General features: G+C 36.8%; 20 protein-coding genes. 8 read left to right on the top strand and 12 right to left on the bottom strand.

Annotated elements, in window-relative coordinates:
- Positions 1–9 precede the first annotated feature (9 nt).
- From ACJVDK_RS11670 to ACJVDK_RS11690, 5 genes are all read right to left on the bottom strand, one after another.
- On the bottom strand, positions 10–2904 hold the full coding sequence (locus ACJVDK_RS11670; RefSeq protein WP_443936840.1) for a TrlF family AAA-like ATPase: 2895 nt from the start codon (positions 2902–2904) through the stop codon (positions 10–12).
- A gap of 169 nt (positions 2905–3073) precedes the next feature.
- On the bottom strand, positions 3074–3775 hold the full coding sequence (locus tag ACJVDK_RS11675) for an HNH endonuclease signature motif containing protein (RefSeq protein WP_443936841.1): 702 nt from the start codon (positions 3773–3775) through the stop codon (positions 3074–3076).
- 36 nt (positions 3776–3811) lie between these two features.
- On the bottom strand, positions 3812–6358 hold the full coding sequence (locus tag ACJVDK_RS11680) for an HD domain-containing protein (RefSeq protein ID WP_443936842.1): 2547 nt from the start codon (positions 6356–6358) through the stop codon (positions 3812–3814).
- Between the two features lie 168 nt (positions 6359–6526).
- Entirely contained in the window at positions 6527–6778 is a 252-nt protein-coding gene (locus ACJVDK_RS11685; RefSeq protein ID WP_443936843.1) for a hypothetical protein, read from the bottom strand.
- Positions 6727–8037 carry a DUF389 domain-containing protein gene (locus ACJVDK_RS11690; RefSeq protein ID WP_443936844.1) on the bottom strand — a complete coding sequence of 437 codons (1311 nt, stop codon included), beginning with the start codon at positions 8035–8037 and terminating at the stop codon, positions 6727–6729. Before ACJVDK_RS11690 ends, ACJVDK_RS11685 begins: the two co-directional genes overlap by 52 nt.
- 134 nt (positions 8038–8171) lie before the next feature.
- Between ACJVDK_RS11690 and ACJVDK_RS11695 the strand changes: the two genes are divergently transcribed.
- Complete coding sequence (locus tag ACJVDK_RS11695; RefSeq protein ID WP_443936845.1) at positions 8172–8852, top strand: GNAT family N-acetyltransferase; 681 nt, start codon at positions 8172–8174, stop codon at positions 8850–8852.
- 2 nt (positions 8853–8854) lie between these two features.
- On the opposite strand, the gene ACJVDK_RS11700 is transcribed toward ACJVDK_RS11695, so the two are convergent.
- Positions 8855–9259, bottom strand: coding sequence for a DUF1398 domain-containing protein (locus ACJVDK_RS11700; RefSeq protein ID WP_443936846.1), 405 nt, complete (start codon positions 9257–9259; stop codon positions 8855–8857).
- A 274-nt stretch (positions 9260–9533) separates the two neighbouring features.
- Positions 9534–10631, bottom strand: a complete 1098-nt coding sequence (locus ACJVDK_RS11705; protein ID WP_443936847.1) for a serine hydrolase domain-containing protein — start codon at positions 10629–10631, stop codon at positions 9534–9536.
- Between the two features lie 86 nt (positions 10632–10717).
- Here ACJVDK_RS11705 and ACJVDK_RS11710 point away from each other — a divergent pair, with 86 nt between their 5' ends.
- The 4 genes from ACJVDK_RS11710 to ACJVDK_RS11725 all read left to right on the top strand — a co-directional run bounded on the left by ACJVDK_RS11710 (position 10718) and on the right by ACJVDK_RS11725 (position 13901).
- On the top strand, positions 10718–10957 hold the full coding sequence (locus tag ACJVDK_RS11710) for a hypothetical protein (protein WP_443936848.1): 240 nt from the start codon (positions 10718–10720) through the stop codon (positions 10955–10957).
- 442 nt (positions 10958–11399) lie between these two features.
- Positions 11400–11702, top strand: a complete 303-nt coding sequence (locus tag ACJVDK_RS11715) for an ArsR/SmtB family transcription factor (RefSeq protein WP_443936849.1) — start codon at positions 11400–11402, stop codon at positions 11700–11702.
- 13 nt (positions 11703–11715) lie between these two features.
- Positions 11716–12816 carry an NADH:flavin oxidoreductase gene (locus tag ACJVDK_RS11720; RefSeq protein WP_443936850.1) on the top strand — a complete coding sequence of 367 codons (1101 nt, stop codon included), beginning with the start codon at positions 11716–11718 and terminating at the stop codon, positions 12814–12816.
- A gap of 209 nt (positions 12817–13025) precedes the next feature.
- Complete coding sequence (locus ACJVDK_RS11725) at positions 13026–13901, top strand: pirin family protein (protein WP_443936851.1); 876 nt, start codon at positions 13026–13028, stop codon at positions 13899–13901.
- A 147-nt stretch (positions 13902–14048) separates the two neighbouring features.
- Here ACJVDK_RS11725 and ACJVDK_RS11730 read toward each other — a convergent pair whose 3' ends face one another.
- Together ACJVDK_RS11730 and greA are read right to left on the bottom strand one after the other, a co-directional pair.
- Positions 14049–14441, bottom strand: coding sequence for an HIT family protein (locus ACJVDK_RS11730; protein ID WP_443936852.1), 393 nt, complete (start codon positions 14439–14441; stop codon positions 14049–14051).
- Between the two features lie 59 nt (positions 14442–14500).
- On the bottom strand, positions 14501–14974 hold the full coding sequence (gene greA, locus ACJVDK_RS11735) for a transcription elongation factor GreA (protein ID WP_443936853.1): 474 nt from the start codon (positions 14972–14974) through the stop codon (positions 14501–14503).
- A 241-nt stretch (positions 14975–15215) separates the two neighbouring features.
- On the opposite strand from greA, the gene ACJVDK_RS11740 reads away from it, so the two are divergent.
- From ACJVDK_RS11740 to ACJVDK_RS11750, 3 genes are all read left to right on the top strand, one after another.
- Positions 15216–17093 (top strand): M1 family metallopeptidase, encoded by a 1878-nt coding sequence (locus tag ACJVDK_RS11740; RefSeq protein WP_443936854.1) that lies wholly within the window; start codon positions 15216–15218, stop codon positions 17091–17093.
- A 322-nt stretch (positions 17094–17415) separates the two neighbouring features.
- Positions 17416–18786: a TonB family protein gene (locus ACJVDK_RS11745; protein ID WP_443936855.1), complete on the top strand. Its 1371-nt coding sequence runs from the start codon at positions 17416–17418 to the stop codon at positions 18784–18786.
- Between the two features lie 115 nt (positions 18787–18901).
- On the top strand, positions 18902–19297 hold the full coding sequence (locus tag ACJVDK_RS11750; protein ID WP_443936856.1) for an energy transducer TonB: 396 nt from the start codon (positions 18902–18904) through the stop codon (positions 19295–19297).
- 206 nt (positions 19298–19503) lie between these two features.
- Here the strand turns inward: ACJVDK_RS11750 and ACJVDK_RS11755 are convergent, their stop codons facing one another.
- From ACJVDK_RS11755 to ACJVDK_RS11765, 3 genes are all read right to left on the bottom strand, one after another.
- A complete protein-coding gene (locus ACJVDK_RS11755) occupies positions 19504–20274 on the bottom strand; it encodes a succinate dehydrogenase/fumarate reductase iron-sulfur subunit (RefSeq protein WP_443936857.1) in 771 nt (256 codons plus the stop codon).
- Between the two features lie 68 nt (positions 20275–20342).
- On the bottom strand, positions 20343–22322 hold the full coding sequence (locus tag ACJVDK_RS11760; protein WP_443936858.1) for a fumarate reductase/succinate dehydrogenase flavoprotein subunit: 1980 nt from the start codon (positions 22320–22322) through the stop codon (positions 20343–20345).
- Positions 22323–22339: 17 nt separating this feature from the next.
- Positions 22340–23020 (bottom strand): succinate dehydrogenase cytochrome b subunit, encoded by a 681-nt coding sequence (locus tag ACJVDK_RS11765; protein WP_443936859.1) that lies wholly within the window; start codon positions 23018–23020, stop codon positions 22340–22342.
- Positions 23021–23239: the final 219 nt, after the last annotated feature.

Below are 23239 nucleotides of genomic sequence, written 5' to 3' on the forward strand. Positions count from 1 at the left end.
ACAGATTGTTTACTTAAATCCATATTTCTTTTCCCTATACTGAAAAGCTGCTTCGCCACCTTCCAAAATATCACAAACATGTTCTCTGATACCCATTTGTTTCAAAATCCCAGGGTTTGACGATATTTTAAATGTGTTTTCTAAGGCCCCTGAAATATATTCAAATTGAAATTTTTCATTTGATTTTCCTTTGTCCTGCCCATTCTGATTAGCAACAATAACCTGTTCGGCATCCGTTGACACAACTAAATTCGCATTGTGCGTAACCAGTAAAATTTGGCGTTGAATTTTTTTGCTTTTTACAAATTCATTTAGGTCATTAAAAATAGTTCTATTGTCCAAGTTATCTTCTGGCTGATCGATTAGGATTGGATGTTCGGCATTACTCAAATGTAAAATGATTTGCATAAGCACCAATCCCCTTTTCCCAGGTGACATTTGGAGGATGTCATCACCATTATAAATGATATTATATCTGAACTTAAAATTATCTTTTAGTAGTTGCAGTATAGCCTCTTTAGAGCTAAAACCTGATTTAAACTTTATGTTGTTTTTTTCTGATGACCAAACTTTGTCATAAATAACCTCTATATTTTTAACATGTGTAGCTTCATCGTAGACGTAATCATTTGCAGTATTAAAGCATGATCCAAATATTGCGTTGAAATTTGACCTTCCATCTAATAGATTGCAGAAACCATTTTGAAAGGAAGGCAAATCTAATTCTAAGGTAGTCTTCAGGATAAGTCCATTTCCAATTTCGGAAAGGGCAGGTTTAGAAATTTCTGCAAGAATTTTGTTGTAACCATCTAACAATTTACCAGTGCCTGCTAAAATTGTGCCTTTCAATATTTTGCCAGAGTCAGCAATCTTTTGCAATTGTTTTTGCTTTTCATCGATCTGCTTTATTTTAGCCTGGTCTTGCTCCAACTTTTGGTTTAGTGTTTTTAACAAAGCTTGATTGCTGATCTTTGCGTTAAAAGGAGCTAATTTGATGTCAAAGTCCGTTATTGCTTGCGATTTCTTGCTAATTAGGCCATCGAAATCTGTTTTTACTAGGTTATACTTCTGGAGTAAGCTATCGAACGCAGTATTCAGAATTAGCTTATCAGCGGCTAGGTTTTCATTGAGGTAGTTCTGTGCATAATGATCTCCATCTAAATCTGTCCAATAAGAAACATTTGCATCAATACCATTCACTGCTTCAGCTTTAAGTGATTCTAATATGCTTATATATTCAGAAACCTTTTCTTTATAGTTTTCAACCCTTTCTTTATTTTTTGTGGCAATTTCTTTTTTTCTTACCAGTTTACCAAGTAATCTATCCTCCTCGGGAGTAAATCCAGATTTTGATTTCAGATCGTTAATCTCTTTCTGTATCGCTAAGATGTTGGCTTCGATAGCGGCTTTATCACCGATTTCTTTGAGTTCCTTTTGTGCAATCTGGTAATTATCCTTTATAATAAAGATTTCGTTTATGCTATTTGATATTTCAAGATTAATCTCTTGAATTTCTTTAGCAACTTCCTCCTTGAACTCTTTAAAATTAGTATTCTGGATTAAAATAGTGTCCAAAAGCTCAGCAAGCTTTTTCTCTCCTTTTTGTTCTGCAAGATGGTTAATATACATTTGCGGAACGTACGTTATCTGGCGGGTTCGGGAGTCGGGTTCATCACTAAGTTTGTTGGTGTGGCCATCCTTCCATACAACTTCGAAGTCAAAATCATTTATCTTACTTTGAAGATTATATTCTTTTTCACCAACGACACCAAGTTTCTCTAATACTTGAATGGGGTCGATTGTTTTGGCTATGTGATACAACAAAAGAGACTTTCCGGAGGATTTACCCCCGATAATTACGTTTAAATTGGGATTTAGTTCGACTGGCTCATTAGAAAAATAATTACCCTGATTGCCAAGAAATCTTATGTTGTCTATAACATTGTAGTCGGTTTTAGCATCGGGCTTCTCATCTCTGATTAATACACGCGTGAGTGGTTCATGAATTACCTGTTTCAAACCATTAAAGGTTGGATCGGCCTTTATCCATGTAAAACATTTTCCCAATCTATCTTTTTGGGTAAGATTTGTGGAGTTATAGTGAGCATCACTACAGTCCAATAGTAAATTATTAACAGCTTGTTCAGTCAATTTAGCTTTAGCATTATGACATGCTGCCGCCGTTTCAGATGAAATAAATACAAAATCTACCTTATTAATTACATCTTTTTTTTCAGCTATACTTTGATCGTTCCAAGATAAGCTTTCCCATTCCGTCTTCCCAATTGCCGTTAAACTATGACCTTTTAGATATGTACTCTCTCTCAGAAGTTTTAAAATATCTTCTTCATCTAAATTCAGGTTGTTAAATCCTTCTTCCAGGTCACTGCCGTAGTTTGGCAATTGCTCAGTAGTAACACTTTTCTTTATAGCGGCACCAAGGTCAACTAAGCTATCCTTTGTGATGAGGCCATTCCAACTAATCCCTGTATGTCCAGGGGAGAGATGATATTTAGAACTGAGTCCATTCAAGAACTGACTTTCAATTATTTCAGGTTTTAATTCATCAGAAAAAATTACATGAAAATTAATTCTTTTGAAATCCTTATGACCAGCAAACTTTTTCACTCTAAATTCAACTACGGGTAGTATCGTTTTGATATTTTTGAGTCGACCAGCCGCCCTATACTCCAAGACCTTTTTGTATCCTTCTATAAATAAGTAGTCGTTTATACCTATCACTTGAAATTCTTCGGGTAAAGATTCCAAGTCAGAAATAAAAGTTTCCCACTTATCATCCATATCATTTCCACTGAAATGCTGTATTAAGGAATAGGGTGTGTGTATGTGTAGATCCCACTTTCGCCATTCCGAACCTTTGGGATAAGAGATATTGTTATTCATGGAGCATTTAATTTTTACCAAATTAAGGTAAAATAATGACATTAATAATTCTCCTAACCAATCTCTAATTGTTAGGTAAGTTCTTTAAAGCTATCTTTTGACTTTGATCAAACTATATGTGACAGTTGATTTTTGACAAACAGTCTTTAGTAAAATGGATAAGTTTTTCTTACAAAGGAGAGGTGGCTTTAGCTATTTTAGACTTCATGTCAAACACTTCTTGGCTAGTGATATCTCCTTTTGTTATCTTTGAATGACATGTTGGACACAGAAGTAGTAGGTTTTCGAACTTGTGATTGGTTGGATCTTCATCTATATGATGAATTTGAAAATGCCCGACAGCTTTTCCGTTGCAAAATGGACATGATGAGTTAATTTCTTGTTGAAGCTCTGCTCTTACCTTTGATATATTTGGAATAGCTGTCCGTTTTTTTTCAATTTTTCTTTTCTTGTCAAAAGTATATCTAGAGTATTCTGGACATTGGGTGAAATGCCCTTCCTCAATAATCCTATTTTGATTATTTGTCCTGTATTTATCCCAATCTCCGCTTGTACAAGCAGAGGAGAAACCCATAGGTGAATGAGCACTTTCAAATAAGCAGATTTCTGGACACATATTTGAAAAGTACATACTAGTTCCACCTTTGATAATAGTGGGCGACTCACCTTGAACTTCTATCTTATTTTTAGCGTATTCAGACGACAATTCACCAGCATTACCTAAAACTATTTCAAAATTTGACCCCTTCTTTAAGTCTGAGTACGAAAAAAAGTAGATTGTCATTGCCCTTCTTTGACACAGGTTTAAAATCGGACATCTCGGGGTTACCTTTAGAGATGTGCTTAATTCAAAGTATTCCTTCTTGTCCATATTTAACTTTTTTGCGATTTGTGAGCGAAATAAATTTTATTTTTCGAACTCAGTCTTGTCACCATAAAACTTATTTACAAAATCTTGCAAAGTCCTCCGCTCATCGATATTGAATTCTAGTTTATCAATTGCACCTAAGTGAATTGCCTTTCCAACGATATAGTTTATCATATTTTCACTATCCTTGTCTATATTATTTCTGGAAATGTCGGGAATGAATTTTCGAGATTTGATGTTTACAACTATTGTTGTTATGTTAAACACTGAGGCACTTACTGGAAGATTGAAGTGAAAATCCTTAATGAGGACGCTTCGAATAAACATTTCTTGCCTTGGCGCAGTAGACGGTCTGTAATACCAGGGTACTCTCGACTGCACTTCGAATGGTAAGTATAGCTCGTTTTTTCGCCCCTCAAATAGGCTGATTTTTTTAACAAATTTGTAAGTAGGATACTTTTTCAATTGTCCAATTTCTACAAGATTCTCTATCGTAACCCCTTCAACTATTTCTTGCCAAGTAGTCACTTCATCCTCTCTCAACTGGTTCTGGTGATCTTTTGGAACGATAATGCTAATCCATTTTAATTTTTCTTCCAATTTATCTATGACCTCTTTAGTGTCATCATTTGTGAACTTCATTCCACTTGAAAAATCCTCCTCGATATCTTCATCTATAAGTGGAATGGTCAGATATTTTATTTCATTTCCGTTAATATAGCTGTCTATATTGATTTTGGCGAGATCGTTAATATGAATTAGCCATTCTCTATTTTCGTCATTTTCTTCTTCTTCATAGCTTTCTTCGAGTGGCGGGTTATAAAGATATACATCGTCATCCAAGGATAATTCTGCAAAAGTTTCGATAAAATTTGTCATTTTTCTTATTAGAACATATCCCTCGATTTCATTTAAGTATTCTGATAAATCAATCTTTATAAAGCCATTTTCTGGAACACTATTATCCAGCAAATCATTCTTAATCTCAATTTGACTATCAGGTTCAAGGAGTTTGAAATCAATACCATCTGTAAGAAAGAAACGGCTAAGAAATTCTTTAACCTTGGCTGTCTGGTTCTCAAAAACCGAAATGAATTGTTGGTAATCTAATATTACCTCGGTACCAAAAAAGGAAATGTCCTCTTTTTCAGTTAAAGAAGTCCATTCATTTCCCTTTTCCAATTGAATTAAATATAAAAATTTTGATTGATAGTGTCTTGTTTTTACACTTACTTTATCTGATAGCATAAAGCACGACAAAAAACCTATACCATAATTGCCAATTGGTTTATAGGACAAGTCTTTAAGTAAAAAGTCGAAAGATTGATAATATGAAACTCCGATATTTAAAAAATGGTTTTTTATGATTTCTATCGACATACCTACACCATTATCCTTTATGGTTACCTGGTTTTTATCTTTATCAATTAGTATTCTAAGACGCGGCTCGTACGGGTCTTCTCCAAATTTTCTTATTTCATTTTCTTGCCTAATTCGGCAAGCATCCAGTGAGTTTTGTATTAGCTCCCTCAAACCAAGCGACTTACTGCCATAAATCTTTTCACCCATCAACAATGAGCTTATAGCTTCAAATTTGAGTGTCATTTTATAGCCAGAAAATGAATAACCTTCAGTTTGAATATTTATTTTTGGTTTTTCATCAAAAGGTAAATAATATTGACTCTTCATGCCACTAACGAGCGCAAGGCCGCCAGTTAGCTCTAACTCTACCCAATCGATGTAGTTTAAAATTTTCCTATGTATGTCAGCATTCTTTGATTTGCCATGAAAAACAATATTTCGTATGTTTTTCCTCTCATCTTTTACGATTTTATCATTATTAAAAATGACAAAATGTTGTCTCCATTCTTCATCACTTCTGCCTTTTGGGGCAATAAGTTGGTAAAGCTTATAAGGTGTTCTGTTGCCATCAATATCGAGAATATCACCCAACCTTAAAATACAGGCGATAAACTGCGCATTAAAAACATAATCTCCTCTGACTTCGTGGGAATTAAGATGTGATTTTATCCAGTCATAATCTCGCGTGTGACTTTCACATATTAGTGCCAACTCTTCTGCAAAATCAAGACCAGGCAAATTAGGTATAACTAAAATGCCTTTTAAATTTTCTCGGATATATCGTGCTGACAACTCAGCATGAATTCTTCTTACATATTCTTGAGTGGCTTCAACTTCATCATTTTTCAACAGGTTTAGCATCGCCGAGAATTTGATATCAGAGAATGTAAAAGTCTCGTTTTTTATTGCCTGAATATCCTCATCGCTAATAGCCATGCCAATGTCGTGTAATAAAGCCGAGAGGATAAGTAATGCGATTTCCAATTCCGACAAGCTATTAACATCATCTACTAGATTGGCCATGTAATTGATGATTCTAAATGAATGACCAGTGTTGTGTAATGTATATTTTGGAAAAATTGCTGGAATACGATTATCTAAGCTATCTTTTACATTGTTAAAAACAGTGTTAACTATCGCTATTAATGGACTATTAAGAGATTTTAGGTGTTTTACCAGCGTCAAATCATCAAATTGCAGAGTAGCGTCAATTTTATCGGTCATATTTATTATGCTAAATAAGTCTAGGTACTAAAATGCGAATTTCCATATCGATTTACAATTGACTTGTTCAAAATCTATGGATTATAACAATAGTTGAGTTAATTTCGAATGTTGTATGGTTCAAAAGAAATCCCGTTAGGGGTGAACCTCGACAATCAGGTAAAAATTTCATAGCCTTTTTGTCGATTTTTGATTAACAGTGTTTTTTTCAATGTTCTCCAAAATCGCCCCCAAAACTTCTAAAAATGCCGATAAATGTTCTAAGTATTGATCGTTACCGCTACGAAAATCAGTATCAAATGATATCAAAACCCTGCAAATCAAACATTTGCAGGGTTTTTTATTGACATCAAGCGAAAAAAATCTCCCTAATTCTTCACCACCATCAAAGTATCCAATGCCAATCGTTTCTTTAGCCAATTTTTTAAGCGAACCTTATCTGCATTACTTAATAATTTTTCAGCATCATAGACTAGCAACGGAATTTTAATTAAACTATCCCTTTTTACGTCGTAAAAAGTATGATTTGCAATAGATACCGCATTTATTTGGGGAAAGAGAGGCTTTATTTCTAGCGAAATCTGCTTTGCATCGTAGGCTGCTTTTTCAATTTCTTTTTCCAATTGTTTCACTTTAGCCTCTGCTTGAGACTGCAAACTGGTTTTGCTTTTAATTTCATTTAGCAAACTACTTTTTAGTTCTTCAATATCATCTGTTGAATCTTGTTTAACAACCACTCGGGTATTTTTTAAGCCATATGCGGGCAGCATTTTATTCAAGGAGTCAATTTCTTCATCTGTACATCGATGCGCCAAAAAAGCTAATTCAATCTGCTTTGGATCCGCATTAAAGTTGGTGTTTTTGTACACCACTACAATACCATTGTTTGTTAATTTCTCCGTAATAAACCGATTGGCGGCTTGGGTAAACTGTTGCTTTTTATATAAAGTGAATGCAAAATAAACGCTCGGAATAATCATCGCAAGCATAATGAGGGTAATGGCGTAACGCACTTGTTTTTCCCGCTTTTGATCCAATTGTTGCTTGGCTGGGTATTTCAAATATTTTACAATCACAAGCGTGGCAATACAAATGAACACACAATTGATACAATAAAGAAAGAAAGCGCCAAAAAAGAATCGAAACTGACCCGTAGCCAAACCATAACCAGCCGTACAAAGCGGAGGCATTAAAGCCGTTGCAATGGCAACCCCTGGGATAGGATTCCCCTTTTCAACCCGTGTTACAGCGATTACCCCTACCAATCCTCCAAAAAAGGCAATCAATATATCGTAAATATTAGGTGATGTACGAGCCAATAACTCAGACTGAACTTCTTTAAACGGACTTAACCAAAAATAAATGAAAGAAACCAGCAAGCTTGCAACTGTTGCAATTAATAAATTGATTACCGCACGTTTCAATAAAGAGAAATCGTAAATGGCGATGGCAAAACCCGATGCAACAATAGGCCCCATTAAAGGAGAGATAAGCATGGCCCCAATAATTACAGCGGTAGAGTTTACATTTAAACCTACCGAAGCAACCAAAATTGCGCATGCCAATATCCATAAATTTGCTCCCGAAAACGAGATATTTGCAGTAACGTTCTCTAAAGTTTTTGTCTTACTATCTTCTCCAATGTGAAGATTAAAAAGTTTTCTCCAAAAATTATCCATTAACTTAATTTCTAATGTTCGCTATATCATTGTCCTAGTGTTAAAAATACAAAAAGCAATTAGTTTATACTATGGCTTTTCCAGTACATTTAATCGTGAAATAGCCTGTATGTTTAGGGCCTCTATTCTACACTATGCAAGCAATACTCGATAACCCCATCTATTATTCATTGTCCTCAGCACACGCAACGTATGCACAAAGAACTGGGGATGTTCTCTTTTATCCGGAGGATGTTGCTCCTTTTGCTGGACTTAAAAATAATTCGGAAGAAGAATTTAACATCCTTCATCAAATAAGTCCAAAAGACAGCCTCTTTGTTGTTTTTAGCGTTCCGCCGATAAAAATCCCAACCAATTGGGAACGTTTATCGCATATTGATATGTTTCAATTGGTGTACGAAAGTTCAGACTGTCCAACATTTTCCAATCAAGCATTTGTGAACCTTGAACAAAAAGATGTTCCAGCCATGTTGGATTTAGTTGAACTAACCAAACCCGGTCCTTTCAAACCCAAAACTATTAATTTGGGTAATTACACAGGCTTTTTTAAGGATGAACAACTGGTTTCTATGGCCGGTCATCGCTTTCATCCAAGTCCGTACATCGAAATTTCGGCCGTTTGTACCCATCCAGATCACCTCGGAAACGGCTATGCATACAGTTTATTAGCCGAGCAGATTAAACGCATTGTTCAAAAACACGGTATTCCTTTTCTTCATGTCCGAAACGATAACGCAGGCGCTATAAAATTGTATGAGAAACTAGGTTTCAAAATCAGAACAGAAATGACAGCCTACGTTTTAAAAAAAGCTTAAACTTATACCGTTGGGATGGTTTCAACCAACAAGGCGTTGCCATCCAAATCGTAATAGCTACAGGTCATTTCATTCAGATCAACTACCCATTTTTCTACTCCGGCTTCAGCCGATTCTCGACAAAAGGTAATATAATCGCTTCCTCCGTTTTGATGAATGCGCAATACGCTTCTTAATAATTTAGCCTCGCCTTTTGTTGAGATAGTTAAGGTAGGCCACTTCGATGCGCCTAAAAGACGGTAGTCGTTGTTTCCTAAATAGGCGGTATGTCCGTCTGTAACGTAATGCTCATACGCCAATACGCCCACTTTTTTCAAATCGGCGATGTACTTTGGAAAATCGGCTCCGCTTTTCACTTTCGCATGAGTCGCTTTAATTTCATCGAGGGTAAATTGATTGTTTTCCATTCCTAAATTTACTAAAATTCACATTTCTTGGGGAAATAAATGCCCCAAAAATAAATGTACTGCAAGTGTGCAATATACATGCCACCAATTTCATCGTATCTTTTTTTTTAACACAGAAAACATAGTCACACATAGAAAATATACAAGGTATTTTTTTTGCCACGGAAGCACGGAATACACGGAAAAGAATCCTTTCTGTGATTTCTGAGTTTCTGTGGCTATTAACGAACGTAAATAAAACAAGAAGACAATGTTACTCCATCCGCTCAAAAACCTACTTCAAGGCTTCGTCAACCAATTTTTTAAGCTCTTTATAATTTTCTCCCCTACCTTTGTTGTTCAAGTAAAAAGCCATCAAAAATCCGGCAGTTTTTTTCTGTGTATCCAACCAAGGGAAACTCCCAAATAAACCCGGACTCGATACTGATGTACTTAAGTTATCGGCATTCTGCTCCATCACCCATTCGCCAAAACCATAGCCCAATCCGCCTGCTTCGCCCGGACTATAGGCAATTTTCACATCCGATGTTAGTCTGTTTACTTGCATTTGAGCGATGCTTGCAGAAGATAAAATGCGTTTCCCGTTAAACATTCCTTTATTCACCAACATGGATAAAAAGTTCAAATAATCGGCGGGAGTACTGTTGGCTCCTCCAGCAGGCAAAGCCACCTTTCCTTTTCCGAAATCGGTATTTTTCATTTTCAACGGAAGCGCCAATCGCTCTGCAAAAATGGCTTCAAAGCTCTTCCTCGTAATTTTTTCAATTACTGCCCCTGCAATTTGCAAACCTACATTGCTGTACCGAAAAACCTGACCAGGCTTTCCTTCCATTGGCAATGCAGCTATGTTATCAATGGCCTCATCCATGCTATTGGTTTCGCGCATTTCACTTAAACTTTCGCGTAAATCGGGTGCTTTTATGGCTGTTCTGTGCGACAAACATTGTTCTATCGTGATAGAACCCTTGCCAGCTTTACTCAATGCAGGTAAAAATTTCCCCACAGTATCGCTCAGTTTTAGTTTTCCTTCATCTACAAAAGTCATCACCAAAGCAGCGCTATACCATTTGCTGCAACTGGCAATAGGTTGTTGAAAATTCTCAGTGTAATTACCAAAATCGGGTGTTTTTCCTTGTCGTTTGGCAATCATTTTCCCCAGCATTTTCTGGCGCGCATTCATCTCGCTTCGCCCATAACTGTACACTATTTTTCCATCTTTATACAGCATTAAATAAATGCGACCTCCCATACTTTCAGCATGTTCATTCAGCCAAGTATCGAGCTTAGTAAAATTAGTTTGCGCCCATAGTTGGATTGAAAAAACCACTGAACATAAAATTAAAACGGATACTTTAAGGAAGATTTTTTTCATACGCTTATTGACCTGAACGATCGCTAAAAGTTTAAATGAGAAATTTCGATAAATTAGGGTTACTTTTGTTCCTAAATTATAAATAGATGGCGATTTTACATAGAAAAGAAGAAAAAATTCAGGCAGTATTGGAAAAATTGCCTACAACGTATACACAAAAAGAATTTGTAGAGAAGTTTATTCAGCTTTATTCAAAAGACTGGGGTAAAATTAAATCGGCTTACTTGAAACAAACGCAGGATAAAGAACCCGGAGTTGTAGCCACTATGCCCAAACCCGAAGAATATTTAAAACAAGTTTTGGAGCTATACTTACAATCGAAATAAAAAAATCACGTCGTATATACTAAAACCATTTTTTGGTCGTCTTTATATACGAGAGCGTTAATTTAGATGACGGGGATAGGTCGGTATGATTTATCCCCGTTCTTTTTAAGCGCTTTTTTTTGCTTCAAAGAACTTATCAATCTTTTCTGCCGGGGATAGGGAAAAACGTTCAAGCTTATGTTGCCTAAACCAAAGCACGCCCGTCAATCCCGAATGCTTGGGCTGTACCTAGCGCCAGCGGAAATTAGATGTATGTCAGGTGATAACACCTGACACGGCTGAAAGATAAAAACAATTAAATGTTTCGTGGAGACACTAAACATGGTTTTTAGAATGACAGAATCTCTCCCCTTTGTCGCCTCAATCTCCATTTAAACTCATCCTCGTGTCAACTTTATTTAATTAATAGATATATCGGGAAAAGTCGATATATCTTTGTCGCATGGATGAAGTAGAAATCTTTAAAGCCCTTTCAAACAAGGCACGTTTGCAAATTTTAGGCTGGCTAAAAAACCCGAAAGACAATTTTCAGGAACAACCCCATGCCGATTTAGAAAACGTGGGCGTTTGCGTTGGTCAAATACAACAAAAAAGTGGTTTAACCCAAAGTACCATCTCTGAATACCTTTCCATTCTTCAGCGTGCTAATTTGGTTAAAGCCACACGTATGGGGCAATGGACTTACTATAAACGTAATGAAGAAGGTTTTTCAACCTTAAAAAACCTGATTGATTCTGAAATCTAATTATTTAAAACATATGAACACTGAAAGTTTATTTAAGCCTTTTAATTTAAAGAGCTTACACACAAAAAATAGAATTGTAATGGCTCCGATGACACGGTCTTTCTCGCCAAACGGAATTCCAACAGATGCTGTAGCCAACTATTATGCTAAAAGAGCTGCTGGAGAAGTTGGTTTAATTTTATCAGAAGGAACCGTAATTAATCGTCCTTCATCGTCACACGACCCAAATATTCCTCATTTTCATGGTAACCAAGCTCTAGCTGGTTGGCAAAAAATAATAAACGATGTGCACAGCGATGGCGGACAAATGGGGCCTCAAATTTGGCACCAAGGTATTTCGCAAAACCATGCTTCAGGTTGGTTACCTTCAGCTCCCTTTGAAGGGCCTTCTTCTTTCAATAGCCCGGGTTTTGAGAATGGCGTAGCCATGACTGACGAGGCTATTGCCGACACCATTGCGGCTTTTGGACAAGCTGCTGCCGATGCGAAAGCGCTTGGTTTTGATACCGTTGAAATTCATGGTGCGCACCAATATTTAATTGACCAATTTTTTTGGAATGCCACCAATAACCGTACAGATATTTATGGAGGTAAAACTTTGGCAGAACGTTCGCGCTTTGCGGTAGAGGTTATTAAAGAAGTACGTAAACGCGTAGGTGAAGATTTTGCTATCATTATTCGTTTATCGCAATTTAAACCTGCTGCATACGACTTTAAATTGGCTACAACAGAAAGTGAAATGGAGCAATGGCTAACTCCACTTGCAGATGCAGGAGTAGATATTTTTCATTGTTCGCAACGTCGTTTTTGGGAACCTGAATTTGAAGGTTCTGCTTTAAACTTTGCTGGATGGGCTAAAAAACTGACTGGTAAAGCAACTATTTCTGTTGGTTCTGTGGGATTAAATGGCGATTTCTTTGGCGCTTTTGCCGGTCAAAGTTCTGAACCTAGTTCTTTGGATGAGCTTATCCGCAGAATGGACCGTGGCGATTTTGATTTAATTGCCGTTGGACGTGCCTTGCTTTCGGATCCAAATTGGGTACAGAAAATTAAAAATAATCGTACCGATGAATTAAAAGGCTTTACCAAAGAAGCTTTAATGGAGTTGGTATAATATTCATCCTATTTTTTTCAAAAAGCACCTTTAAGTGGTGCTTTTTTTATGCTTCTACCACATTATATTCACGTGAATAGTAAAAAATACCGATTTTACATAGTGTATGTATGATAATTAACGTCCCTTAATATCCAATACATTTATAAAAGAAAATCATTCGTCAGAAATTTTCAGTAAATTCATTGCATTAATTCAATCACCCACATATGTCGAATATTTCATTGATTATTGAGGAACGTCCCGCCAATATAGGCAACTTTATGGTCGGAAGACTTTTACCTTTTAGAGAAAAAAGAATGGTTGGGCCTTTCTCTTTCATTGACCACATGGGGCCGTCCGCCATGAAGGATTATCAAAACTTAGATGTTCCTCCGCACCCACACATTGGCTTATCTACCTTGACTTTCTTATTTGAAGGGGAAATCAAGCATAAAGATAGTTTAGGCTCGGATATTGTGATAAAACCAGGACAAGTAAACTGGATGACTGCTGGGGCAGGAATTGTACATTCGGAACGAACGCCTGAGTACCTGCGCCACACAGATAAAGTGTTACATGGATTGCAAATTTGGGTTGCCTTACCGAAAGATTTAGAGGAGATGGAACCTAATTTTTATCACGCGGATGAAACTGATATTCCCAGCTGGACGCAAGATGAGGTTCAATATAAATTAGTTGCAGGTGAAGTTTTCGGTTATAAATCGCCGGTACCTGTTTATAGCCCTTTGTATTTCTTAGAATTAAAAACAAAGCAGGGGCAAAAACTAAACCTGGGAGATGCTTTATTTGGCGAAAGTGCTTTGTATATTTTACAAGGTGAAATTGAAAGCGATGGACATGTATTTGGCGAAAAACAACTGTTGGTCGCAAATAACGCTAGGCTATGCGAATTTACCATGCGCGAGAATACCATTATTTATATTTTTGGGGGAGAGCCTTTTCCGGAAGAGCGTTTTATTTACTGGAATTTTGTGGCCTCGGACAAAGCATTAATTGAAAAGGCGAAGAAAAATTGGTTGGAACAGCATTTTGCACCGGTGCCAGGTGAAACCGATTTTGTGCCTTTACCACAACAACGCTAAATAATCTTTTTTGTTATTGGCTTTTTTGCCAAGGACTACTGCTTGTACCCCTATAACCCTGATGGAAACGAGCACGAAGCCCTTTCGGGCGAGTAAAGTGTACAGCAGGACTGGTTTTGCCATCCCTGTTGTACATTCAGTTTCTTATTACGACAATGCTGCACGGATTTTTGCTGCTGCATCGGCTAATTCTTCTTCACTTGGTTTTAGCTTCTCTTTACTGAAATTCATATCGCTTACCTGATTCATGGGAATTAGATGAATGTGGGCATGCGGAACTTCCAAACCGATGACCGAAACACCTACTTTTTTGCAGGGAAAAGCTTCTTTAACGCCTTTTGAAACGGTTTTGGCAAAACTCCAAAGTCCGGCATAAGCATCTTCTTCGATATCAAAAATGTAGTCGACTTCTTCTTTTGGAATCACCAGTACATGCCCGGGCGTAAGTGGAAATACATCTAAAAAAGCCAAATATTGATCGTTCTCGGCTACCACGTGTGCTTTGATTTCGCCGGCTATTATTTTGGAAAAAATACTCATAAAGGCTGTATTTTGGTTAGCGGAATTAGCTGTAGAACGGTTATTCTACAGCTAAAGGATTATCTTGAAATTTCTAAAATTTCGAATTGCATTTTACCTGCTGGCACTTCAATTTCAGCAAATTCGCCCACAGCTTTTCCTAAAAGACCTTGTGCGATAGGTGATTTAACAGAAATTTTTCCTGTTTTTAAATCTGCTTCACTTTCTGCCACTAACTGATAAGTCATGGTAGCGCCGTTTTTCACATTCTTTATTTTTACAATGGATAAAGCCAGTACTTTTGACAAATCTAATTTAGACTCATCAATTAAACGGGCATTCGCCAATGTATTTTGTAACTTAGCAATTCTTGCTTCGTGTAAACCTTGTGCCTCTTTGGCTGCATCATATTCTGCATTTTCAGATAAATCACCTTTATCTCTTGCTTCAGCAATGGCCTTAGATATTTGCTGACGACCAGTAGTTGTTAAATAATGTATTTCTTCTTTTAGTTTATCTAAACCCTCCTGAGTGTAGTATGTTACCTCTGTCATGCTCATTAATTTTATTGAACTCCTATAAAAAACAAACAAGACTATATAGTTGGTTTGCTACATAGTCTTGCTTCAATTATAACGAAGATAAAATGTGAAAATTACAAAAGCAAATAAATTGCGATAATTTAACGCTTAAAGTATTTTTAGGCGCCTTATTGTGGGTATTCTCTCATTAATTCGTTACTATTGAGCAAAACTTTTTTTAGCATTCTTTATTACCTTAGTGGAAAAACTAAACATGAAAAAATTACTAGCAGCGGCCGTTTTGCTGTGTGTATCGAATTACTTGGTTTCCGCCCAAGAATTATACATGCCCCGAAATATAAAACAGGCCTATACCAATGGAACACGATCTTTAAATGGCAAACCAGGACCAAATTATTGGCAAAATCATGGTAAATACACCATGGACATTCAAGTAGATGCAGAAACGAAAGTGGTGAGCGGAAAAGAAGAGATTTTATACAGCAACAACAGTCCCGATACGCTAAAAACATTGGCCATTCGCTTTGTAAATAATATACATAAACCAACTTCGCCACGTAGTGGAACTGTTAGTGAAGATTTTTTAACCAGTGGCTTAACTATTTCTGCGCTTTCTATTGATGGAGAAGTTTATAAAGTAGATACCAAAGGGTGGGGAACTGTTGGTTCGGTTAGATTAAAAAAACCGTTAAATCCAAAATCGAAAGTTTCTGTTAAAATTGACTGGAGTTATCCGCTTTCTAAATTAAGTGGGAGAGAAGGACAAATTGACCCTAACTCTTTCTTTTGTGCGTATAGTTACCCTCGTATCTCGGTATACGACGATTATAATGGTTGGGACCGGATTCCACATGCTGACCGAGCTGAATTTTATAATGATTTTAACGACTACGTTTTTTCTATTACTGCTCCAAAAAACTATGTGGTATATGCTACAGGTGATTTCTTAAATCCGGACGAAGTGCTTCAGGCTGACATTGCTGCTCGTTTAAAAAAATCATACCTGAGCGACGAGGTTATCCACATTGCCAATAAGGAAGAAATGGCTGCTGGTAAAGTGACCAAACAACAAGATTGGAACACATGGAAATTTTCGGTTAATCACATTACCGATGTTTGTTTTGCTTTAAGCAATCATTATGTATGGGATGGCGGCAGTGTAGTAGTTGATAGCAAAACCAACAGACGCGCAAGTGCGCAAGCAGCCTATAACAGCGAAACAGGAAAAGATTTTATCAACTCTGTTAAATACAACATCTACGCTTTGGCCTGGTTTTCTAACAATTGGCCAGGAATCCCCTATCCGTATGTGAAAAGTATCGCATTCCAAGGTTTTGCCGATATGGAATATCCGATGATGGTGAACGATTCAAATTTTGGCGACCCAACATTTGCTCAATTGGTTCAGGACCATGAAGTGGCACATACCTATTTTCCGTTTTATATGGGGATAAATGAAACACGTTATGCGTACATGGATGAAGGTTGGGCAACTACTTTTGAATATTTAATTGGAATTGCTGAACATGGTAAAGAAGCAGCCGATAAATTTTATCAAAATTTCCGTGTTACACGTTACATAAACGATAAATCGACTGAAGAAGATCAACCTATTATCTCGATGTCTGATCAAGTTTCGGGTTCTGGCTATGGCAACAATTCATACGGGAAAGCTTCTCTATCGTATTTAGCTTTAAAAGATATGCTAGGCGATGATTTATTTAAAAAAGCCCTGCACACTTACATGAACAATTGGAACGGTAAACACCCGATTCCTTGGGATTATTTTAATTCGATGAATACGGGCTCTGGTCAAAATTTAAACTGGTTTTTTCAAAACTGGTTCTTTACCAATTACTACCTCGATTTAAAAATTAAGGTAGGCGCTAAAGATAAAACGGCTATTTCAATTGATAATGTTGGAGGCTTTGCGATTCCTTTTGATATTGTGGTAAGCTACACCGACGGCAGCGAAACTAGAACCCATTACACTCCATCTGTTTGGAAAAACAACCAAAAAGCAGTCTCGCTAAAAGTTAAAACGAATGGAAAAGCGCTAAAATCGATCGCTTTAGATGGCGGGATTTTTATGGATGCAACGCCTGCCGATAACATTTGGAAGAATAACTAAAATCTAATAAGCCCACTGGACTCATTATTCTAAAAAAATGGGCTCAGTGGGCTTAAAAAATGTTCCGAAAAAAAATAAATCTTAGGCTCCCTAATAAAGCCAAAAGCAAATAGCACGTCTGCTGGGTTTATCCCCCCTTCCCCTAGTATCGAAGCCCTTTTCACAAAAACACCTGTAAAAATACGCTGGTAACTTTGGATTAAAAATTAGTACAAAAATTTGCACAACTAAAAAATTAGTTATAGATTTAATTAAGAAAGGTAAATCCTATAGTTGTTATTATTATGGGAAGACGAATAATAAAAATTAAACACAGGTCAAAATGAGTTTTACCCATTACTTATTGCAGGTACACGTATATCTGATAGTTTTTTATTGCTTTTACAGGCTATTACTAGACAATGAAACCTATTTTACACTTAACCGCATCTTCTTGATATCGTCGGGGGTTTTATCGCTGTGCATACCCTTTTTACGCATTGAATGGTTAACATCGCAACCGGTGTACACCACGGCTAATTGGAATGCGGTACTTACACAAGCTACTTTAATAAGCGATACCGATGCAGGTTTTAACTGGTCAAATGTTATTGCTTATCTATATTGTGCAGGCATGTTGTTTTTTCTCGGCAGACTGCTGTTTAATATCCTTATGATTAAAAAACTCCTCTTAGTAACTAGAGCAGGCGTTGCATTTGCCTTTTTTGGAAAAAAGAGAATTGACCCTGAATTGCCACAATTGGAAGTAATTGATATACATGAAGAAACCCATGTAAAACAATGGCATACGCTTGATGTACTTTTTTTCGAAATAATTGGTATTCTTACTTGGCTAAACCCTGTTATTTATTTGTATAAAAAAACTATTAAAAACATTCACGAATTTTTAGCAGATGAACAAGCAGCAATATTTCAAGGCGATAAAGCAGATTACGCCATGCTGCTATTGAGTCGTTCGTTTGGCATTTCGCCAAGCAGCTTAACCAATGGTTTCTTTGAAAAATCGCAAATCAAGAAAAGAATTTTTATGCTGTCAAAAGAGCGCTCAAAAAAGATTGTTATTGTAAAATATGGAATTTTTATTCCTCTTACCGCTTTGCTACTTGTATTATCTTCTGCAACCGTACGTAAAAATGAAAAATTAATTTCTATTTCTAACCAGATAAAGATCGACAAACCACTAGAAATGGTACAAACAATTTTTAAAGAGGAGCCAGATAAAAAGATATCTACTAAAAAAGTAGAAGCGGATAATAAACCTGAAAAAAATAACCAAAAACCTCTTTCTTTACCTTCAAACGAGATTAAATCAACGAATGAGGAAGAACAAAATACGGCTATAGAAGATAAACGTATTTATGATTTTGTTTCAATAGATAAACAACCGGAATATAAAGGTGGCATGAAAAACTTTTACCAATATATTAGTAGTGAACTTAAATATCCCGAAGAATCCAAAAAGAACAAAACACAAGGAAAAGTCTTTCTTTCCTTTGTGGTAGAAAAAGATGGCTCTTTAAGCGATATTTCAATTACCAGAGGGCTAACTCAAGAAATGAATGAAGAAGCAATCAGGGTACTCCAAAAATCACCAAAATGGGAGCCTGCAGTCAATAATGGACAACCTGTTAGGGTTAAGTACAATATCAATATAAACTTTCAGTTAAAAAACGACACTGAACAAATAGATTAAATTAACCGCTCCATTAACTAAAAAAAATTGGACTTGCTAGAACATCAATATTGCCTACACTAAAGCAAAAGTTACACTGAAGAAAAACTAATCTCTAATCACTTAATTTAAAAAAATGAAAAAGCTAATTTTTTTGGCCTTAACGGGCATCGCTATGTTTTTTAATTCTGCCAAAGCGCAGAACAAAGAAAACACCATTTATGATTTTGTTTCAATAGATAAACAACCGGAATATAAAGGTGGCATGCAAAACTTTTACCAATATATCAGTAGTGAACTTAAATATCCAGAAGAAGCCAAAAAGAACAAAACACAAGGAAAAGTCTTTCTTTCCTTTGTTGTAGAAAAAGATGGTTCCTTAAGCGACATTACAGTTACCCGAGGGCTAACCAAAGAAACGAATGAAGAAGCGATCAGGGTACTCCAAAAATCGCCAAAATGGGAGCCGGGAGTTTATAAAGGACAACCTGTTAGGGTTAAGTACAATATTAATATAAATTTTACAAGCTAAAACAACCCTTAATCAATTGCACAAAACTTCATTAGGTTAAATGCGCTTAATAACAAAACCCTCGGTTATTTTACCGAGGGTTTGGCATTTTATATGCGCTTGAAATACATTCCTTGAACATACTTTCGGATCCCGAATAAAAAAAAGCCCTCACAAATTTTGTGAAGGCTTACAAATTCGACATTTGCCGAATGCACAGTATATTTTTAGATTGTTTCTTCCGAAATAAATTTAGCTGTTGCGAAATCGCGGTTCATACGTGCGATGTTTTCTAAAGAAATTCCTTTCGGGCATTCTGCTTCGCAAGCACCGGTATTGGTACAGTTACCAAAACCTTCGGCGTCCATTTGAGCTACCATGCTTTGTACACGACGGTAACGCTCTGGTTGACCTTGTGGTAATAACGCCAATTGCGATACTTTTGCTGAAACGAATAACATCGCCGAAGCATTTTTACAAGTAGCCACACAAGCACCACAACCAATACAAGCAGCGGCTTCAAAAGCAGCATCCGCTTGATTTTTAGGAATAGGCAAATTGTTAGCATCTTGCGCATTACCGGTGTTAACCGAAATAAAACCACCTGAAGCAATAATTCTATCAAATGCAGAACGGTCTACTGTTAAATCTTTTACTACTGGGAATGCTGTCGCTCTCCAAGGCTCAACCACAATGGTATCACCATCTTTAAACGAACGCATGTGCAACTGACAAGTAGTTACTAAATCTTTTGGTCCGTGCGGACGACCGTTGATATACATTGAACACATTCCGCAAATACCTTCGCGACAATCGTGATCAAATACAATTGGCTCTTCGCCTTTATTGATTAAATCCTCGTTTAATACATCAAACATCTCTAAAAACGACATGTCTGGCGAAATACCGGATAATTTATAATCAACCAAAGCACCTTTGGTTTTGTTATTTTTTTGACGCCAAACTTTTAGCGTTAAGTTCATATTTCCTGTACTCATGATATTGAGATTTTAAGTATGAAGGAATAGCTACCAACCTTCTACAAGATTGATAGCGTCCTTTTATACTATTTATAACTTCTTTGTGCTACTTTAATGTTTTCGAATTTCAATTCTTCTTTGTGTAATTCGAAGTTTACACCCTCTTTAAATTCCCAAGCGGCTACGTATGCATAATTTTCATCATCACGCAATGCCTCGCCTTCTTCAGTTTGGTACTCTTCGCGGAAGTGTCCACCACAACTTTCGTTACGGTTTAAAGCATCAACACACATTAACTCTCCTAATTCGATAAAGTCGGCCACACGACCAGCTTTTTCCAATTCTGTATTTAACTCATCAACTGCTCCCGGTACACGTACATCACTCCAGAATTCTGCACGTAAGGCTCTAATTTCCTCAATTGCTTCTTTCAAGCCTTTTTCATTACGAGCCATCCCGCATTTTTCCCACATGATGTGACCTAAACGCTTGTGGAAACTATCAACAGATTTTGTTCCTTTAATGTTGATTAACGTATCTAAAATACCTTTTGCTTTTGCTTCTGCTTCTACAAAGGCTGGGTGATCTGTAGGAATTGCTTTTGTTGAAATTTCTTTCGATAAATAAGCTCCAATGGTATACGGAAGTACGAAATATCCATCTGCTAAACCTTGCATTAATGCCGAAGCCCCTAAACGATTTGCACCGTGATCAGAGAAGTTAGCCTCTCCTGTACAGTATAAACCTTCAACAGAAGTCATCAAGTTATAATCAACCCATAAACCACCCATGGTATAGTGAACTGCAGGGTAAATACGCATTGGCGTTTCGTACGGATTTTCACCTGTAATCTGCGCATACATATCAAATAGGTTACCATATTTCTCTTTAATTACCTCGGTACCTAAGCGCATGCAGGTTTCTTTATCCGGATTGTGGTTACCAGCCTTCGCAGCTTCAATACGGCCATAACGCTCGGTATTGGCTTTAAAATCTAGGTATACCGCTAATTTAGAAGCACCCACACCGTAGCCTGCATCGCAACGCTCTTTCGCTGCGCGCGAAGCCACATCACGCGGAACCAAGTTACCAAAAGCAGGGTAACGACGCTCTAAATAATAATCTCTTTCATCCTCAGGAATATCTGAAGCTTTACGCGTATCATCTTTCTTTTTCGGAACCCAAATACGTCCGTCGTTACGTAACGACTCAGACATCAACGTTAATTTTGATTGGTGATCGCCCGAAACAGGAATACAAGTAGGGTGAATTTGCGTATAGCAAGGATTTGCAAAGTAAGCACCTTGTTTATGTGCTTTCCAAGCTGCTGTAACGTTACTTCCCATCGCGTTGGTAGAAAGGTAAAATACGTTTCCATAACCACCTGTTCCTAAAACAACCGCATGACCGAAGTGACGCTCAATTTCTCCTGTTAATAAGTTACGAGCAATGATACCACGTGCCTTGCCATCGATTTTTACAACCTCTAACATTTCGTGACGGGTGAACATTTCTACTTTACCCATACCAATTTGGCGTTCTAAAGCAGAATAAGCTCCTAATAATAATTGCTGACCAGTTTGACCGGCAGCATAAAAAGTACGTTGAACTTGGGTACCACCGAAAGAACGGTTATCCAATAAACCACCATACTCACGTGCCAAAGGTACACCTTGCGCCACACATTGATCAATAATATTGGCACTAACCTCTGCTAAACGATGAACGTTTGCTTCGCGTGCACGATAATCGCCTCCTTTAATTGTATCGTAAAATAAACGATAAACGCTATCGCCATCGTTTTGATAATTTTTTGCAGCATTGATACCCCCTTGAGCAGCAATTGAGTGCGCTCTACGTGGAGAATCTTGAAAACAAAAACATTTAACTTTATAACCCATTTCGGCTAAAGTAGCTGCTGCCGAAGCACCCGCTAAACCTGAACCAACAATGATTACTTCTATATTTCTTTTGTTAGAAGGGTTAACCAAAGGCACTGAAGATTTAAACTTTGTCCATTTGTGGGTTAATTCTCCCTCAGGTATATTTGAATTAATATCTGACATATCTTTCGTGCTATAAATTATTTAATTAAACCAAAGTACATTGCAATAGGCATGGCAGCAAAAAGCACCGATATAATAATCGAATACCAAAGACCAATGCTTTTAATAATTGGTGTATATTTTTTGTGATTCCAACCCATGGTTTGGAATGCCGAAGAGAAACCGTGTAATAAGTGATAAAACAATGAACCCATTGCCAATACATACAATACCACTAGGAATGGATTTTCAAAAGTTTTTACCATTACCGCAAATAAATCTTCGTGGCCATTTGCATCAACTGTTGGAATTCCTGTAAAACGAGAAACTACCCAAAAATTACCCAAGTGTACAATTAAGAAAATCAACAATAAAGTACCTAGTAAACCCATAGAGCGACTATACCACTTACTATTTGCACTACCTGGATTTACCGCATATTTTACCGGACGCGCCTTATTGTTATCCAAAGTAAGGCGTAAAGCTTGAAAAATGTGCGCCAATAAACCCACGAAAAGCACAATCTCGCCTGCCCTAATTAACCAATTGGTTGCCATAAAATGAGCACCAATATTAAACGTTAAACCGCCATCGTTCATAAATATCAACGCATTGATAAAACAGTGAACGATTAAAAATAGTACCAGGAACAAGCCCGTAGCACCCATGATGAATTTCTTCCCGATGGAAGAGTTAAAAGCATTACCGAAACCACTCATTTGATTAGGATTTTATCATAAATTTCTTGCAAAAGTATCTATTTATAGCTTTAATTTATAAACGATTATGACAAAACAACGATAAAAACACTATTTAGAAACATTCTAAAAGTAAAACCCAAAATAAAACGAAACTTTTTAACTTATTTTTTATTTCGTTTTCATTAGAAGAGGGAATAACCTGCAAATAAACTATTTTACTCGGGCTTTCCATTATAG

This window comes from Pedobacter paludisoli (assembly GCF_052344095.1).
Lineage (GTDB): Bacteria > Bacteroidota > Bacteroidia > Sphingobacteriales > Sphingobacteriaceae > Pedobacter.

Coding starts and splice junctions, on each gene's coding strand:
- ACJVDK_RS11740 (WP_443936854.1), top strand. CDS start 15,216: ATGAAAAAATTACTAGCAGCGGCCGTTTTGCTGTGTGTATCGAATTAC.
- ACJVDK_RS11725 (WP_443936851.1), top strand. CDS start 13,026: ATGTCGAATATTTCATTGATTATTGAGGAACGTCCCGCCAATATAGGC.
- ACJVDK_RS11715 (WP_443936849.1), top strand. CDS start 11,400: ATGGATGAAGTAGAAATCTTTAAAGCCCTTTCAAACAAGGCACGTTTG.
- ACJVDK_RS11695 (WP_443936845.1), top strand. CDS start 8,172: ATGCAAGCAATACTCGATAACCCCATCTATTATTCATTGTCCTCAGCA.
- ACJVDK_RS11675 (WP_443936841.1), bottom strand. CDS start 3,775: ATGGACAAGAAGGAATACTTTGAATTAAGCACATCTCTAAAGGTAACC.
- ACJVDK_RS11760 (WP_443936858.1), bottom strand. CDS start 22,322: ATGTCAGATATTAATTCAAATATACCTGAGGGAGAATTAACCCACAAA.
- ACJVDK_RS11670 (WP_443936840.1), bottom strand. CDS start 2,904: ATGAATAACAATATCTCTTATCCCAAAGGTTCGGAATGGCGAAAGTGG.
- ACJVDK_RS11690 (WP_443936844.1), bottom strand. CDS start 8,037: ATGGATAATTTTTGGAGAAAACTTTTTAATCTTCACATTGGAGAAGAT.
- ACJVDK_RS11720 (WP_443936850.1), top strand. CDS start 11,716: ATGAACACTGAAAGTTTATTTAAGCCTTTTAATTTAAAGAGCTTACAC.
- ACJVDK_RS11705 (WP_443936847.1), bottom strand. CDS start 10,631: ATGAAAAAAATCTTCCTTAAAGTATCCGTTTTAATTTTATGTTCAGTG.
- ACJVDK_RS11680 (WP_443936842.1), bottom strand. CDS start 6,358: ATGACCGATAAAATTGACGCTACTCTGCAATTTGATGATTTGACGCTG.
- ACJVDK_RS11700 (WP_443936846.1), bottom strand. CDS start 9,259: ATGGAAAACAATCAATTTACCCTCGATGAAATTAAAGCGACTCATGCG.
- ACJVDK_RS11745 (WP_443936855.1), top strand. CDS start 17,416: ATGAGTTTTACCCATTACTTATTGCAGGTACACGTATATCTGATAGTT.
- ACJVDK_RS11755 (WP_443936857.1), bottom strand. CDS start 20,274: ATGAGTACAGGAAATATGAACTTAACGCTAAAAGTTTGGCGTCAAAAA.
- ACJVDK_RS11730 (WP_443936852.1), bottom strand. CDS start 14,441: ATGAGTATTTTTTCCAAAATAATAGCCGGCGAAATCAAAGCACACGTG.
- ACJVDK_RS11750 (WP_443936856.1), top strand. CDS start 18,902: ATGAAAAAGCTAATTTTTTTGGCCTTAACGGGCATCGCTATGTTTTTT.
- greA (WP_443936853.1), bottom strand. CDS start 14,974: ATGACAGAGGTAACATACTACACTCAGGAGGGTTTAGATAAACTAAAA.
- ACJVDK_RS11710 (WP_443936848.1), top strand. CDS start 10,718: ATGGCGATTTTACATAGAAAAGAAGAAAAAATTCAGGCAGTATTGGAA.
- ACJVDK_RS11765 (WP_443936859.1), bottom strand. CDS start 23,020: ATGAGTGGTTTCGGTAATGCTTTTAACTCTTCCATCGGGAAGAAATTC.